12 protein-coding genes are annotated in these 15,248 nt (G+C 57.3%); 3 read left to right on the forward strand and 9 right to left on the reverse strand.

What is annotated here, in order from left to right:
• Positions 1 to 47: 47 nt before the first annotated feature.
• On the reverse strand, positions 48 to 380 hold the full coding sequence (locus tag EU557_RS16530) for a hypothetical protein (RefSeq protein WP_135531561.1): 333 nt from the start codon (positions 378 to 380) through the stop codon (positions 48 to 50).
• A gap of 722 nt (positions 381 to 1,102) precedes the next feature.
• Here EU557_RS16530 and EU557_RS16535 point away from each other — a divergent pair.
• Positions 1,103 to 2,011, forward strand: a complete 909-nt coding sequence (locus tag EU557_RS16535) for a DUF3667 domain-containing protein (RefSeq protein ID WP_135531562.1) — start codon at positions 1,103 to 1,105, stop codon at positions 2,009 to 2,011.
• A 118-nt stretch (positions 2,012 to 2,129) separates the two neighbouring features.
• Here EU557_RS16535 and EU557_RS16540 read toward each other — a convergent pair whose 3' ends face one another.
• The 8 genes from EU557_RS16540 to EU557_RS16575 form a co-directional block, all read right to left on the reverse strand.
• A complete protein-coding gene (locus tag EU557_RS16540; protein ID WP_135531563.1) occupies positions 2,130 to 3,101 on the reverse strand; it encodes a deoxyhypusine synthase family protein in 972 nt (323 codons plus the stop codon).
• Between the two features lie 134 nt (positions 3,102 to 3,235).
• Positions 3,236 to 3,730 (reverse strand): STM3941 family protein, encoded by a 495-nt coding sequence (locus EU557_RS16545; RefSeq protein WP_135531564.1) that lies wholly within the window; start codon positions 3,728 to 3,730, stop codon positions 3,236 to 3,238.
• Between the two features lie 16 nt (positions 3,731 to 3,746).
• The gene (gene hslV / locus EU557_RS16550; protein ID WP_135531565.1) at positions 3,747 to 4,283 is read right to left on the reverse strand and encodes an ATP-dependent protease subunit HslV; all 537 of its coding nucleotides are present in this window, start codon (positions 4,281 to 4,283) and stop codon (positions 3,747 to 3,749) included.
• A gap of 432 nt (positions 4,284 to 4,715) precedes the next feature.
• Positions 4,716 to 7,049: a S9 family peptidase gene (locus EU557_RS16555; protein WP_135531566.1), complete on the reverse strand. Its 2,334-nt coding sequence runs from the start codon at positions 7,047 to 7,049 to the stop codon at positions 4,716 to 4,718.
• Positions 7,050 to 7,229: 180 nt separating this feature from the next.
• Complete coding sequence (locus EU557_RS16560; RefSeq protein WP_135531567.1) at positions 7,230 to 9,779, reverse strand: TonB-dependent receptor; 2,550 nt, start codon at positions 9,777 to 9,779, stop codon at positions 7,230 to 7,232.
• A gap of 452 nt (positions 9,780 to 10,231) precedes the next feature.
• Positions 10,232 to 11,992 carry a pyruvate dehydrogenase complex dihydrolipoamide acetyltransferase gene (locus EU557_RS16565; RefSeq protein ID WP_135531568.1) on the reverse strand — a complete coding sequence of 587 codons (1,761 nt, stop codon included), beginning with the start codon at positions 11,990 to 11,992 and terminating at the stop codon, positions 10,232 to 10,234.
• Between the two features lie 176 nt (positions 11,993 to 12,168).
• Positions 12,169 to 12,636, reverse strand: coding sequence for a hypothetical protein (locus EU557_RS16570; RefSeq protein WP_135531569.1), 468 nt, complete (start codon positions 12,634 to 12,636; stop codon positions 12,169 to 12,171).
• Positions 12,629 to 13,255 carry a histidine phosphatase family protein gene (locus tag EU557_RS16575; RefSeq protein ID WP_135531570.1) on the reverse strand — a complete coding sequence of 209 codons (627 nt, stop codon included), beginning with the start codon at positions 13,253 to 13,255 and terminating at the stop codon, positions 12,629 to 12,631. The genes EU557_RS16570 and EU557_RS16575 overlap by 8 nt, the downstream gene beginning before the upstream one ends.
• A gap of 208 nt (positions 13,256 to 13,463) precedes the next feature.
• Here EU557_RS16575 and EU557_RS16580 point away from each other — a divergent pair, with 208 nt between their 5' ends.
• Both EU557_RS16580 and EU557_RS16585 read left to right on the forward strand, forming a co-directional pair.
• The gene (locus tag EU557_RS16580) at positions 13,464 to 13,895 is read left to right on the forward strand and encodes a hotdog fold thioesterase (protein WP_135531571.1); all 432 of its coding nucleotides are present in this window, start codon (positions 13,464 to 13,466) and stop codon (positions 13,893 to 13,895) included.
• Positions 13,892 to 15,115: a chorismate-binding protein gene (locus EU557_RS16585; RefSeq protein WP_135531711.1), complete on the forward strand. Its 1,224-nt coding sequence runs from the start codon at positions 13,892 to 13,894 to the stop codon at positions 15,113 to 15,115. The genes EU557_RS16580 and EU557_RS16585 overlap by 4 nt, the downstream gene beginning before the upstream one ends.
• Positions 15,116 to 15,248 lie beyond the last annotated feature (133 nt).

Here is a 15,248-nt window from a genome sequence, read left to right on the forward strand (position 1 = left end):
GACAATTAGCAGTACTATTCTGCTACTTATCAAGCGCCAATCCGCAATCAGGGGTTCATCAGCAGGTAAAGCAGATTGTGGTACAGAATACCCTGCTCACCGTCGTGGATGCCGTCTAGGCCTGCATCTTCCATTAGCGCTTCTACCTCTTCATAATCCCGCAGAAAATCTATCTCCACTTCTTCGGAGTTGGGTACGCGGGTGTGCGCTAGGTAGCGCCGCTTTTTCTCTAAGGTGATGTATAGTTTCTGGTGCTTAGTTTCAGCGATGAGCAAAGCCTCGCAGGGTTGCGTGTTGCGCCCATCCGCCGACCGAATGTGGATGGTGGTCTTTTCAGACTCGGGCGTGTGAAGCAGAAAGCTGGTAATATCGAGACTCATGGCGGAAGGAGGAAAGACCGGGGCGAAGGTACGCTGTGAACTTTTCGGGGCTCAACCTATGGCTGAATACCTCAGGAATTTAAGTACTCTCAGGCCGCAGTTCTACTACTATAATTAATGCGTTATGCCAATAGGCTACATCTTAATTGAGCCAGACATTTACCAGGCCCTGAATTGGGATAAAGATCTTATAACAAAGGCTCTGGAAATTGTTCGCCAGTCCTTTGCGAGTATAGTCCCAGAAAGCACTACAGGAGTTGAGTGCGACTTACTAGCTGTTACTAGTCCGCATCATTTTCTATCCGGGCCTCACTATCCTGCCATTGGTATTCACTCTGCAGACCAAGCTGCTGAAGCAGCTATCAATTTTTCCGCTATTCTCTTTGGCATCAGACAGAATATAAAAGCGAAGTCCTTTATGCTTATAATTTGTCCCATTTAGCTTGGCTTAAGCAATACTTGGAAGCACGGTTGCGTGAGCGAATGCAAACGTCATATGGGTGTAGTAACCAGAGTTTACAAAGTAGACTGCCTCAATGGATGCTGACCGCAAAGAATAGGGCCTCAGTAATCAAGAAAATCGGAGACCTAGAGAAAAAATAAGTTGGCTTCTTGACCTATACTAAAGAAATAAAAGCCCGTCGCTAATATTCAGTGACGGGCTTTTTGCTTGCTATTTCTAGAATAAGTGCCTTTATTCAAAAAAATCTACGTTGATCTATATGGAAGCTACCTCTACCCTCGCTATTGACCTCGCTCTAGCCCAATCCAGCCACGGGGCAGCGGGGAGCCACGCCCCCGAGCATGGCCCCGCCACCTGCCTGAACTGCGGCACCCTAGTGCCCGAGCGGTTCTGTGGGCACTGCGGGCAAGACGCTCACCATACCCACCGCCTCACGATGGCCTACATGCTTCACGAAGTTCCGCACAGCATCTGGCACGTAGACAAAGGTATTTTTTACTCCATCTGGAGCATTTTTACCCGCCCTGGCTCCACCATCCGCAGTTATCTGGCTGGGCAGCGCAAGTACCACTTCCCGCCGCTATCATTGCTGCTGCTGGTGACTGGTATCTACGCTTTTATTTCCTCAACACTACACATTGATCTGCTGCCGCCGCGCGACCCGGCCATCCCCGAGGCCATATGGCAGGCACAAAAGGCTGGCGTTGAATTCGTGGCCAAATACATGAGTTGGGTGTATGTAGGACTGGTGCCGGTGATAGCCGCGTTTGCGCGGCTTTTTTTGCGCCGTGGGGGCTACAACTATGCGGAGTGTCTTGTTATTGCGGCATTCATCACGGCGGTTTGCAACTCTATAACTCTGTTCTCCCTACCCGTCTCCTATTTTTACTCCGGCACTATATACATCACAAAAGTGGGGTATACAGTGTCGCTGATAAGCTTGAGCTACGCCACCTGGGCCTACGGTTCCATGCTGGCGCATACGGGCCTGAGCTTGGCAGGTCGTCTGATACGAGGTTTTTTTCCGTTTGTGCTGGGCATCATCGTACCATCCATGCTCGTGGGCATGATTGGGGCAGGGTTGAAATTGAGCACAATTAAAAAAGAGATGGAGCAGCAGCAACGGCTCCAACAGCATATTAAATCGGCTCCCGCACCGGCCCATTAAGTGGCAAACAAAGAATAGTCTTGTTCCTGACTATTCACTCAGAAGGCAGTTGATTACACGTAAAAAGCCCGCCGCTGATAGTCAGCGGCGGGCTTTTTAATGGGGCGATAAGCGGCAATTATTGTCCCAGAACCATGGCAAACACCAGCGGCGCTACAATGGTAGCATCCGACTCGATGATGTACTTAGGCGTGTCCTGGCCTAGCTTGCCCCAGGTGATTTTCTCGTTTGGCACGGCACCGGAATACGAGCCATACGAGGTAGTCGAGTCCGAAATCTGGCAGAAGTAGCCCCACAGCGGCACCGAAGTGCGCTGCAGATCCTGGTGCAGCATGGGCACAACGCAGATGGGGAAGTCGCCGGCAATGCCGCCGCCTATCTGGAAGAAGCCTACTTTGCTCTCCTCGGTAGCCTGGTTGGTGTACCAGTCGGCCAAATAAATCATGTATTCGATGCCAGTACGCACGGTGTGTACGTTCTTGATGTCACCGCTGATAACGTGGCCGGCGAAGATGTTGCCGAGCGTCGAGTCTTCCCAACCGGGGCAGATGATGGGCAGGTTTTTCTCAGCGGCAGCCAGCATCCAGCTATCCTTGGGGTCAATCTGGTAGTACTGCTCCAGCTCGCCCGACTTCAGGATCTGATAGAAGAACTCGTGGGGGAAATACCGCTCACCAGCTTTGTCCGCCTGCTCCCAGAACTTCAGTACCGAGTGCTCCAGGCGGCGCATGGCCTCCTCTTCCGGAATGCAGGTGTCGGTTACGCGGTTCATGTGGCGCTCCAGCAGGGCCTGCTCGTCGGCAGCCGTGAGGTCGCGGTAATTGGGTACCCGCTCGTAGAAGTCGTGGGCTACCAGGTTGAAGATATCCTCTTCCAGGTTGGCACCGGTGCAGCTGATGATTTGCACCTTGTCCTGGCGGATCAACTCGGCCAGCTGGATGCCCATTTCGGCGGTGCTCATGGCGCCAGCCAGGGTAATCATCATCTTGCCACCTTCAGCCAGGTGCTTGTTGTAGCCTTCGGCGGCATCAATCAGAGCAGCGGCGTTGAAGTGGCGGTAGTGGTGCTTGAGGAAGTTCGTTACGTTCATTGAGTCGTGTGTTCTGTACTTGTGGGTGTGCGGTTTACAATCAAATATTAGCTCGGAATCGTTCAATCAGGTTGCCCTATATCGTAGATTCTGAATAGCGTGCTATTGCGGCTGGGTTGCTCACAAAAACAGGCCTAGGATTGAAGCTGAGCAGCAGCGCTTTGCTTCAAGATATACTCCAACAGCTGCTCGGGGTTCAAGTCAACGCCGCTCAGGTTGATTGAGAGTGGCGTAAACCCCAGCGCCTCATTGGCACCCGCCAGCTTGCGCTTTAGAGGTGGCAGACGGTTTAGGTAGGCCTGTTCATCGCGCACCTGTAGGCAGATAAAGTACTCGTGGTTGATTGACCGTACATAGGCATCGGTGATGTCGGTCCATGGGATGAGGCCTACGCCTAGTGTGCGGTCCAAAATGCCTTCGTCAGTAATTTGAAGTCGAGGCCGCGTATCAAAAAACTGCCAAGAGCCAACGGCAGCACCAGTGCCAAAGAATAGAATGGTTACTAATCCTTGGCCCCAGTAGCCCTTGCTCACAATCATGAATACCCCCATGGCTACAAAAGCAAGCGCCCCTACGGTGAGCAGCGCATGTCGCTTGCGCGAGTTGTAGTAAATCAGGTCTTCAGTCATGACGCGCGGGAGATGCCTAGCTGGGCTCTTCAATCATCAGGTTATGGTTGGTGTAGATGCAGATGTCGGCGGCAATGTGCAGGGCATCTTCCACCATCTGGCGGGCCGTGAGGTGGGGCGCGTGCTTCTTCAGGGCCAGCGCGGCAGCTTGGGCGTACATGGCGCCCGAGCCGATGGCAGCCACGTCGAAGTCGGGCTCCAGCACGTCGCCGGTGCCAGCAATGATGAGCAGCTCGTCTTTGTCGGCTACTACCATCATGGCTTCCAGCTTGCGCAGGTACTGGTCTTTGCGCCACTCTTTGGCTAGCTCAATGGCCGCGCGGCGCAGCTGGCCGCCGTAGCCGTTGAGTTTCTCCTCAAACTTATCGAGCAGCATAAACGCATCGGCGGTGGAGCCGGCAAAGCCGGTTACCACTTTGCCATCTTGTAGCTTACGCACTTTGCGCACGTTGCTCTTGGCCACGTGCTTGTCCATGGTGGCTTGGCCATCGGCGCCGAGGGCAATTTCGCCGTTGTGGCGTATGCCTAGCACGGTAGTGGAACGGATTCTCATGGCAGAGTCGGAAATAGTAAAAACAGTTTTTTCGGCAGGGAGGCGCAAAGCTACAGGAATCCGGCGGCAACCGCTACGGGCATTAGAGCTAGAGCTAGTTCCCCCTCTTCAGATGAGGCGGGGCAAAGGGGTGAACTGGCCTAGAACGAATACTCTAAAACGTCATGTCGAGCTTGTCGAGACATCTCGCGTGCTAATGGTGCCACAATAGCTGTCATGCTGAGTGCAGCTGAAACATCTCCCCCGCTTCGTCCTCACGACAGGAGTTAGCTAGAAGTAGAGATGCTTCGACTGCGCTCAGTATGACGTTCAGTGTAACCAACGGTAATCAACCACCCCTAGCCCCTCCTCATCTGAGGAGGGGAAGTAGCTTACTAGCTCTAATTCCTAGTTTTTGTTCACACTCCTATGTCAAGCAGCACTCTAGGCCGCTTACTGCACCGCGTTGCGTGGGTCGGCTACGGGCTTCATCTCGTAGTTGATTGGGGGCTCGGCTCCGGCCAGATGCTGCACGAAGTAGTCCCAGCGGCGGCGCATCATGTAGGGCCCATAGGCGCCGTAACCGTGGCGGGCATTGGGGAACACCACTAGGTCGTAGCTTTTGTTCGCCTTGGTGAGGGCCTCTACTACCAGCCAGGTGTTGTAGGGCGGCACGTTATCATCCATCAGGCCGTGGGCCAGCATCAGCTTGCCCTGCAGATTTTTGGCGAAGGTGGCGTTGGCCTGGTTATCGTAGTTAGTGGTGCCGTCGGGGTTGGTTTTGAGTAAGCCGATGTAGCGCTCCGCCCAGTCGTCCTCGTAGTTGCGGTTCTCGTGGTTGCCTGATTCTGAAATACCCACTTTGAAGAACTCGGGGTAGCGGAACATGGCGGCGGCTGTGGCATAGCCCCCACCCGAGTGCCCCCAGATGCCCGTCCGCTGCACATCTAGGTACGGGTATTTCTGGGCCAACTGCTTGATACCGGATATCTGGTCCGATAATGTATTCTCGGCCATGTTGCCGTAGCAGGCATCGTGGTAGCTCTTGGAACGTAGCGGGTTGCAGCTGCCCTCAATCACCACCACCACAAAGCCCAGCTCAGCCAAGGCCTGATGGTCGTTGCGGGCGGTGCTGAACGACCAGCTGCCCACGCCCCCACCCTGCGGGCCGGGGTAGATGTAGTCGATGATGGGGTACTTTTTATTGGGGTCTAGGCCAGTAGGCGTGAACATCAGGCCGTACAAATCGGTCTGCCCGTCGGCGGCTTTTAGCGTGATGGACGTGGGCGCTTTCCAGCCGGTGGCGGTGAGGCGAGAAATGTCGGTTTTCTCCAGGGTGGAGAGCAGCTTGCCATCAGCGGAGCGCAGCATCGTCTGGCCCGGCTTATCGGGCTGGGAGTAGGTGTCGATGAAGTAGTTGCCCGAGGGCGAGAGGGTAACCTGGTGGTTGCCCAGCTCGGGGGTGAGCAGCTTGAGGTTTTTGCCATCCAGCCCGATGCGGTACAGGTGGGTGAAGTAGGGGTTGCCGGGCTCCCGGCCATCAGCCAGGAAGTATAGCTCGCGCTTCTGCTCATCCACGCGCAGCAGCTTGGTCACTACCCAGTTGCCCTTCGTAATCTGGCGCTTTACCTTGCCGGTGCCGGCATCGTAGAGGTACAGGTGGCCCCAGTTATCGCGCTCCGAGTACCATATAATTTCCTTGCTTTTCGGCAGATAGCGCCAGTTGATAGCGCCCTGGCCCGACTCGTACTGCGTGGCCACGGTTTCCGTAAACACGTCGCGCACGGTGCCGGTGGTGGCGTCGGCAATGCGGAACTTCTCCTCCTTGTGGTCGCGCGAAGTCGAGACGAAGGCCAGTTCCCTGGTGTCAGGGCTCCAGTCCACGTCGTCGAAGGTGCCGCTGCTAGAAATATCGTCGGAGAGCGTGCCTCGGTGCTGGTCGGGCGCCATCTGGAAGCGCACTACTTTGGGGTTGTTTACTTCAATAATTACCCGCTCAATGGTGGCAATGTCCTTGTCGCCGGGCAGCGGGTATTTCCAGGCCTCCAGCCGCGGATGGCCTACGTTGGTAGTCACTAGGTACATGTCGCCTACCTTGCGCTGGTCCTGGCGGAAGGTGGCAATCTTGCGCGAATCGGGCGACCAGCGCAGCACCGGCTTGTCACTGTGGGTCCAGCCGGCGTTGTCGGTAGCGTAGCCGTAGTCCTTGGTGCCGTCGGTGGTGAGCTGAGTGAGCTGGTTGGTGCTGGTATTGCGCACCCACAGGTTGTCGTCCTTGATGAAGGCAGCCAGCTTCCCGTCCGGCGACACAACTTCATTGTCGGCGTTGGGGGCAGAGGCTGCGGGCGCCGTATCAGGAGTCAACCGCCCGCTCAGCAAATCATATTTCCAGGCTTTGCCAGCGGAAGCGAAGGCAATAGACTTTTCATCAGCAGAATACGAGAGCTCCCGAAAAGGCAACCGATTAGCCTCGTAGGTTTTGCCGCTGGCCGAAGATAGCGCAGCGGCCAGCTTAGCGTGGTCGAAAGCCACGGAGCGGGTTTTACGGGCCGGATCTACCAGCACGTACTCGCTGCCGCGGGCCGTAAGCACCCGGTACCAGAACCGGTCGTTGGCCAGCCAATGCGGCGAGCCGGCACTGCCATCTACCAGGGGTTGGGTGTTGTAACTTAGAAATTGCTCAGCCCGGGCGTAATCCTGAGCCGTGAGAACGGGCCGCTGTTGGGCCGAGGCGGTGGCCGGAGCCAACCATACCGCCACCGAAAGGGCCAGTAGATACTTGTGCATAGCGTGTAGAGAAGGGTGGTACAACCGCCTTATTTCGGCGGAGGCGGAAGGTAGCACACATTCTGCTCACAGCCCATTTTGCACATCTTAAGTCGTTATAAACGCACTATACCGGACCAGCTAGGGGTTTGCCCGAGCTAGTCCGGTATATGTGAGTACAACAGTTGCTAGCCGAAGTAACTAGAAGCGGGCCTGCAGCTTGGCAAAGTAGAACCGCCCGTTCGAGCCCATCTGCACCGGGTCCCAGGCCCCACCCGTTTCCGTCAGCTGCGGATTGAACAGCGTGGGATACTTGTTAAACACGTTGGCGCTGCCCACAATAAACTGCAAGTGATTAGTAAGTGCGTAGTTCAGGGTCAGGTCGGTGGTGATGCGGCTGTCGTACTTCATCGGGTCGCCGTTCCAGTCGATGAGCGTAATCTTATCGAAGCGTACGAAGCGCACCAGAGCCCCAAACCGGCCTAGCTGGTAATCAAACGTTAGGTTGATTTTGGATGGCGGGGCCGAAGCTTTCACGAAGGCCTGCTCCCGAGGCCCAAAGAACTCCTCCTCCCGGCCCGTGAGGCGGCCGGAAGTCTGTACCCGGTCAATGCGGAGCTTGTTGAAGTTGGCGGCCAGTGTAGAGTTCAGGCGGCCGGTGCCTAACGTGAGCGTGTGGTTCAGAACTACATCAAGGCCTAATGAACGGGTATCCGCAGCGTTAGCGAAGAACTGCGCCTGGTCTACATTCAGGGCCTGCAGATCGGGGCCGATAACTGGGTCATCGGCAGAAAACTGGCTGGTAAGCACCACGCGGTCCTTCACCTTTATGTAGTAGCCATCCAACGTCAGGCTCAGGGAAGAGCCGATGCGACTGGTAAGGCCTACGTTGGCGCTGTTAGACGTTTCCTGCTTGAGGCTTGGGATACCTAGCTTCTGCGTTACGGCGCTGTTGTTGCGGGCCAATAGCACTTCCACCGGAGTACCGTTCACAAAGTTGGTGAAGGTGGAGTTGAAGTTCACCTGGGCCAGCGAAGGCGCCCGGAACCCGGTGCTATACGTGCCGCGCAGGGTCAGGAACTCGGTGAGGTTGTAGCGCGTGGACACCTTGTAGTTGAGCGTACTGCCGAAGTCGGAGTAATGCTCGTAGCGCAACGCGCCCGCCAGCAGCCAGCGCTGAGTTACGCTTAGCTCCGCATCCACATAGGCTGCCAGGTTGTCGCGGTGGGCTTTGATGGCGTCGCTGGGCTGGAAACCAGGGAAACCCTGGGAGCCGCCCGACAGGTCTGGGTTATAGTTGCGGTAGGATGCTTCCTCGCCCGGAAATAACGAGTACCACTCGCGGCGCCACTCGCCGCCAGCCGCCACGTTGAGGCCTTGTAGTACTGTTTTGTAATTGCGCGTGAGGCCTAGGTTCACCACGTTTTGCTGGAGCTGGAACCCACCAGCTCTAAACGACGTGGGCGAGCTGGTGCCCAGCGAGGCATTCAGCGTATTGCGCACACCATATTCAAAACGGTTAGAGCCGAAGTTGTTGCTCAGATCCAGCTCCCAGCCGCCCAGCGCCGTGCGTAGGCCTGCCACCGCCGAGGCATCTACAATATCGCTGGTGATAATGGGGTCGAAGCCGTTAGGGTAAATGCTCGGCACGTTCCGGTCGTCATCGGCAAAGCGCGTCCAGGCATAGGAGTCGCCTTTGCGCTTGTTGGCACCCCCAAACACGTACACGTACGACTTTTCACTGAGAGCAAACCGGGAATTCAGGTAGCCCGAAAGGTTGCTGATTTCAGGGTCGCCGTACTCGCGGCGGGCCAGGCCATCGGGGGCTGGCACGTTGGCGCGCTGGGTATGCTCCCGGCTGTTGTAGTCGACGGTAGCATTTACAAAGCTCCCCCGCTCTCCTAGGCCTATGCCGTAATTTAGGTTGGCGTTGAAATTGCCCCCGTCAAACTTCTTGTCGTCGCGGCGGTATTTAGCGTCGTAGGCACCGTAGTTCACGTTAGCCGTGAGTTCTTTCACGGAGCTTTTCAGCACGATGTTGATAACGCCGGCAATGGCATCGGAGCCGTACTGAGCCGCTGCCCCATCGCGCAAAATCTCAATGCGCTCAATGCTGGCAGCGGGTATCACATTCAGGTCGGTGCCAGTGTTGCCGCGGCCACGGGTGCCGAACAGGTTCACCAGTGCCGACTGGTGCTGGCGCTTGCCGTTCACCAATACCAGCGTTTGGTCGGGGCCTAGGCCACGTAGGGTAGCGGGGTCTACGTGGTCGGCGCCATCAGAGCCGGTTTGGCGGTTGGAGTTGAACGAGGGGGCCACGAACTGCAGCAGCTGGTTCACATCAAGCTGGCCGGTTTTGGTGGTTACCTCCCGCAGGTCGATGATATCCACCGGCGAAGGCGAATCCGTGACGGAGCGGTTTTGGCTGCGCGAGCCCACTACTTGTACTTCGCCTAGGCCAGTAGACGCATCGGCCAGCCGAATGCTCACCTCCCCGCCATCGGCGGTTACTTCTTGGCTGGCGTACCCGATGGAGCTGACCTGCAGCCGCGGGTTAGCAGAGCGGGTGCGTAGCGTAAAACGGCCGTCGTTGCCGGTGGCAGTGCCGTTGTTTGTTCCCTTCTCAACTACCGTGGCCCCAATTACTGGCTTGCCTGCACTGTCTAGCACTTGTCCGCTTAACGCTTGCCCCTGTGCGAAAGCAGTTGCGCTAACCAGGCACAATGTTGCTGCTAGTAGATTCTGCTTCATACCTCTTACTCGATTGAACGATTAACAATCGGGTGCCGCCGGCGTAGCTCCCACAGCCGGTAAGTATAGGGGTTTTACAATAAATTTCAGCGATTAGAGTGTTTAGAGAAGCGGTCAAGAGATTCTCATTAGCACCGCCTGTACTGTCAAGCTTGTCGAGACATCTCGCGTGCTGACGTTGCCAGAGTAACCCAACCCAAATGCACGTCATCCTGAGCTTGCGAAGGATCTTTCCCCGTCAGCACGAGGCGCTAGGCCACTCGTTCATATGACAGAAGATGCTTCCTTCGTCAGGATGACGTGCGAAGTGATAGGCCGAGTGAGGTCTCGACCAGCTCGACATGACGGCCTTTGTGAACAAGCACGTCATCATGGTAGGCCGCTTGCTCAACCTCCAACAAAAAAGCCGACCCTGATGGGCCGGCTTTCCTGTTTATTGTTCTTTTGATGCTTTAGATGAGCATGCGCAGGGGATCTTCCAGCAGGCTTTTCAGCGTCTGAAGGAAGGCGGCGCCGGTAGCACCGTCCACTACGCGGTGGTCGCAGCTCAAGGTCACCTTCATCACGTTGCCAATGGCCAACTGACCGTCTTTTACTACGGCGGTCTGCTTGATGCCACCTACTGCCAGGATGCAGGCATCTGGCGGGTTGATGATGGCGGTGAACTCCTCGATGCCGAACATGCCCAGGTTCGAGATGGTGAAGGTGCTTCCCTCCCACTCAGCGGGCTGTAGCTTCTTGCTCTTGGCCTTACCAGCCAGCTCTTTCACCTCGGTAGCAATCGTCGACATGCCTTTGCCGTCGGCGTTGCGCACTACGGGCACCAGCAGGCCTTCGTCCACGGCTACAGCCACGCCAATGTTTACCACCTTGTTCTGGCGGATTTTGTCGCCGAGCCACGAGGAGTTTACGGCAGGGTGCTGCTTCAGGGCCACGGCCGAAGCTTTGATCACCATGTCGTTGAAGCTGAGCTTCACCGGCGATAGGGCGTTGAGCTGGGTCCGAACCTCCATGGCGCGGTCCATCAGGATTTCCATCGTCAGATAGAAATGCGGCGCCGTGAAGAGGCTTTCCGACAGACGGCGGGCAATAACCTTGCGCATCTGCGACACGGGGGTGTCGGTATAGGTACCCTCGGCGGGTGTAGCTGCCGGAGCAGCAGCCGGAGCCTGAGCGGCAGCTTTGGGCTGCTCGGGCAGAGCGGCCTGGATGTACTCTGACTGCGTGTTGGCAGCTTGCGCGGGCTGCGAAGGAGCAGCGGCCGGAGCAGGAGCAGCGGCACCTGACTGAGCGTTTTCCAGGTCGCGGGAAACGATGCGGCCATTTTCGCCCGAGCCCTTGATGGTGCTCAGGTCGATGCCTTTATCCTTAGCAATGCTCTTAGCCAGTGGCGAAGCGAAGATGCGGCCGCCGTTCTGGGCAGGAGCAGCTTCTTCAGCAGCAGCTGGTGCGGGAGCCGAGGCAGTCGCCGAAGCGGGAGCAGCTTCCGCCGCGGCCGGAGCAGCACTACCACCCGACTGACCGCCGAGCAGGGCCTGCACGTCGGCGCCTTCTTCCCCGATGATGGCCAGTACACCGTCTACGGGAATAGCTTCGCCTTCTTTCGGACCGATATAGAGCAGGGTGCCGTCTTCGTAGTTGTCCAGTTCCATGGTCGCCTTGTCGGTTTCCACTTCAGCCAGAATATCACCCGACTTCACCTTGTCGCCTACTTTCTTGAGCCAAGCCGCAATAGTGCCTTCCGTCATCGTGTCGCTCATTTTGGGCATCCGGATGATGGTAGCTTTTTTGCCGTTGCCGGCGGGAGCTGCCGGAGCAGCGGGGGCTGGCGCTGGTGCAGCGGCTGCAGGAGCCGGAGCGGCAGGTGCGGGAGCCGCTGCAGGTGCTGGGGCTGGCGCTGCTTCCGCTTTAGGAGCTTCGGCGGCCGGGGCCGGAGCGGCACCGCCACCACTCAGCAGAGCCGAAATGTCTTCGCCTTCTTTCCCTACGATGGCCAGCAGGCCGTCAACGGGTACTGCGTCCCCTTCTTTCGGACCGATGTGCAAGAGGGTGCCGTCTTCGTAATTTTCGAGTTCCATCGTGGCTTTGTCGGTTTCAACTTCCGCCAGGATATCCCCTGATTTCACTTTATCGCCTACTTTTTTGAGCCACGAGGCAATGACCCCTTCGGTCATTGTGTCGCTCATTTTGGGCATTTTTATGAGTTCGGCCATCTGCTTCTTCGGTTGGAATTGAGTGGGGCCAAAATTAGCCCGAAAATCCGGGGGTGCAAACTAAAGGCGTTCTTCTAATGACAGGCCTAGAACAGCGAATTTTCGCCTACAAGGGACTCCCTGATTTTCACCCTTGTGCACCCCAACGGTAGTTGAGAGAATGCATACTTTGCCAATCAGTCGAAGGTTATCGGCACCGCCCAGCGCTCTAGGGCACAGATGCTGCGGTCGGCGCGGTTGCTGCGCTGCACATGTAAGGATTGGATTGCTGGCCGCACCAATGGCAAGAACTTCTGTAACTGAACTGAATCTAAGGCTTGCTGACTGGTGAAGCGTGGGGCTCCGGAAGCTTTCCAGACTAATCTAGCTGCTTGCACCTGCTCATGACTGATCTGTAAATCAGAGTTTATCAAGAAGCTGACAAACACCTTTCCTTTTAGGGTTGGGTGACTGATGCGTAGAGGCTTTTCCGTTAGGCCAGTAACTTGATAGCAGTACTCAGGAAAGTAGCAAATGAATGGCCTAGAGGCGTCAGACAACTCATCAGTGGCTTGCGCTTTAGGTTGCTCAAACACTTCTGGCCTCTGCTGGCAGCTAGCAAACAGGCCTAGCGCTGCTATTCCAATCCAATGGGCTCTAAGCATAAGTATCCTGCAAATGCCGCATATCCAAGAAGCCCCGAACGGTGAACATGGAGCCGGTGTAATCGAGCTGGTAAAGGCAGAGGTTATGGTGCTCGAAGTTATCCATCTGGCTTAACGGGTAGCCTAATAGCTGGCACAAAATAGCCCGCATGGCGCGGCCGTGCATACAAATCAGCACCGTTTCCTCTTCAGGGCGGGACAGCATCAGGTCTATAAACTCGCGCTGCCGGGCGGCCATTTCATCGGGGCTTTCACCACCTTCGAGGCGGGCGCTGGTCTGGCCGGCGCGCCACTGCTGCAGCACGCTGTGATACTCTTCATCTTCCTCCGCTGTGATGCGGGTGCCTTCGCGCGTGCCCCAGCTAATCTCGTTGAGGCCGCCGTGTTGCTCGTGTGGCAGGCCTAGGTCCAGAAACCCCTGCACCGATTCGTGCGTGCGCCGCAGCAAAGAGGTGTAGACTTTATCGAAGGCGATATGACGATAGGCGGCAAAAAAGCGGGCGGCTTGGCGCCGACCAGCCTCATTCAGAGAGGAGTCTACGCCGCTGCCCTGCACGATGCCGCGCACGTTGAAGTCGGTTTGCCCGTGCCGGATCAGGTATATTTTTTTGACGCTCACTTTCCCCCTAGTTTTGCTGTTCTGCCGTTAAAGTACGGCGATTTCGTTCGGACAGCTATGTTCCGACACCTATTTCCTTTGTCATCCGAGGGGGAGCGAAGGACCTTTTCTCGCTAGAGCGGTTATCGTAGCCACGAGCCTTTCTAACCTGACTACGTCCCTGGTCACCGCAGGATGATTCCACGACGTAGCAACCCTCCTCACCCGCATGACGCTGGAGCAAATCAAACAGTGGGTCGGCACCCGCCCCACCCTCGCCGATGCCCTCGGCATAGAACTCACCGCCCTTACCGACGACTACCTGGAAGGGCGCATGCCCGTTGATGGCCGCACGCACCAACCCATGGGCCTGCTGCACGGCGGAGCCTCCGTTGCCCTGGCCGAAACCCTCGGCAGCATCGGTGCCGCTACAAAGCTTGACCCCACCAAGCAGGCCTGCGTCGGGCTGGAAATCAATGCTAACCATATTAAGGGGGTGCGCGACGGCCACGTAATTGGTCGGGCTACGGCGCTGCACGTGGGGCGGAGCACCCAGGTCTGGGAAATCCGGATTACCCACGAGGAAACTGGCGCTCTGGTGTGCATCAGCCGCATTACGATGGCCGTAATCGATCTGCCTTCCGGCAAGCCGCAGGCATGAGCAGCTTGCAACGCATTTCCTGGAAACCTGACCTCCCGGTAGAGGATCGGCTGCGGCGCCTGGTGGCCCTGGCCCTTACCAGTGGCCGGCCGGTAGCCCTGTGGCGGCTACCCAACGACACGCACCCGCGCCTATGCCTGAGCCTGAAGGTAGATGCCGCATTTGTAGGCCTGCCGCCGGCGCTAGAGCCCACGGCCCCGGCGGGGTTTGCGTTCTTTCCGTTCCGGGACTCCGACCACAACCCGCCCCTGTTTCTGCCCGCCGATTTGTTTTTCGACTTGGGCAAGCCCGAAGAAATTCAGGTAAGCACGGCCGCCGCCGCCCGCCTGCCGGAGCTGCGGCAGCGCTTCGCCTCCCTCCCCGAAACGGCGGTGTTACCCTGGCACATTAGTCGGCAGCCCGCCCCTACCACGGCCTCGCGTGAGGAGTACGAGGAACTGGTGGCGTCTGGGGTAGCGGCCATTGAAGCCGGTACGGTACACAAGGTGGTATCGAGCCGGGCGGTGCGTAGACCACTGCCGGCCGGCTTTGATGCGCTGGCCGCTTTTGAAGAGCTGCAGGAGCGCTACCCCAACGCTTTCGTATCATTGGTGAGTGCGCCGGGTGTGGGCACTTGGCTGGGCGCCACGCCCGAAGTACTGGCCGAGATTACGGAAGATCAGGTATTCCGGACGATGGCACTGGCGGGCACCCAGCCACTAATGCCCGGCATGAAACCGGCTACCGCCCGGTGGGCCCACAAAGACTTAGAGGAGCACGCCATGGTAGCCCGCTACATTGTCAATTGCTTCAAGCAGCTGCGCCTGCGCGAATACGATGAGCGGGGCCCGCGTACCGTAGCCGCCGGCCAACTCCTGCACCTGCGCACCGACTTCGCCGTGCACCTCGACCAAGTGCCTTTCCCGACCCTGGGCACCGACATGCTCCGCTTGCTCCACCCCACGCCCGCCGTGGGCGGTGTACCCAAACAGCCCGCCTTAGATTTCCTACGTCGCCACGAAGGCTACGACCGTGCGTACTACGCTGGCTTCCTGGGCCCCGTGAACCTGCCGGAAACAGGCGTATCGCGGTTGTTCGTGAACCTGCGCTGCCTGCAGCTGCACCCCACCGAAGCCATCCTCTACGCCGGCACCGGTCTCACCATCGACTCTGAGCCCGCCCGTGAGTGGCAGGAAACGGAGCTGAAGCTGCGCACCGTTGGGGCTATTCTACACGATTGAGATGAACTGTGAATAGCGTTTTAAGTCAAGGAACGTCCATGCTAACGACTGGCCTAGGGTGTATGACTAGTAACCGTAAAGTGGCGTATGACGCTTTTCTAGGTCGTCATGCTGAGCTTGTCGAAGCATCTCT

The organism is Hymenobacter wooponensis (genome assembly GCF_004745865.1).
Classification (GTDB): Bacteria; Bacteroidota; Bacteroidia; order Cytophagales; family Hymenobacteraceae; genus Hymenobacter; species Hymenobacter wooponensis.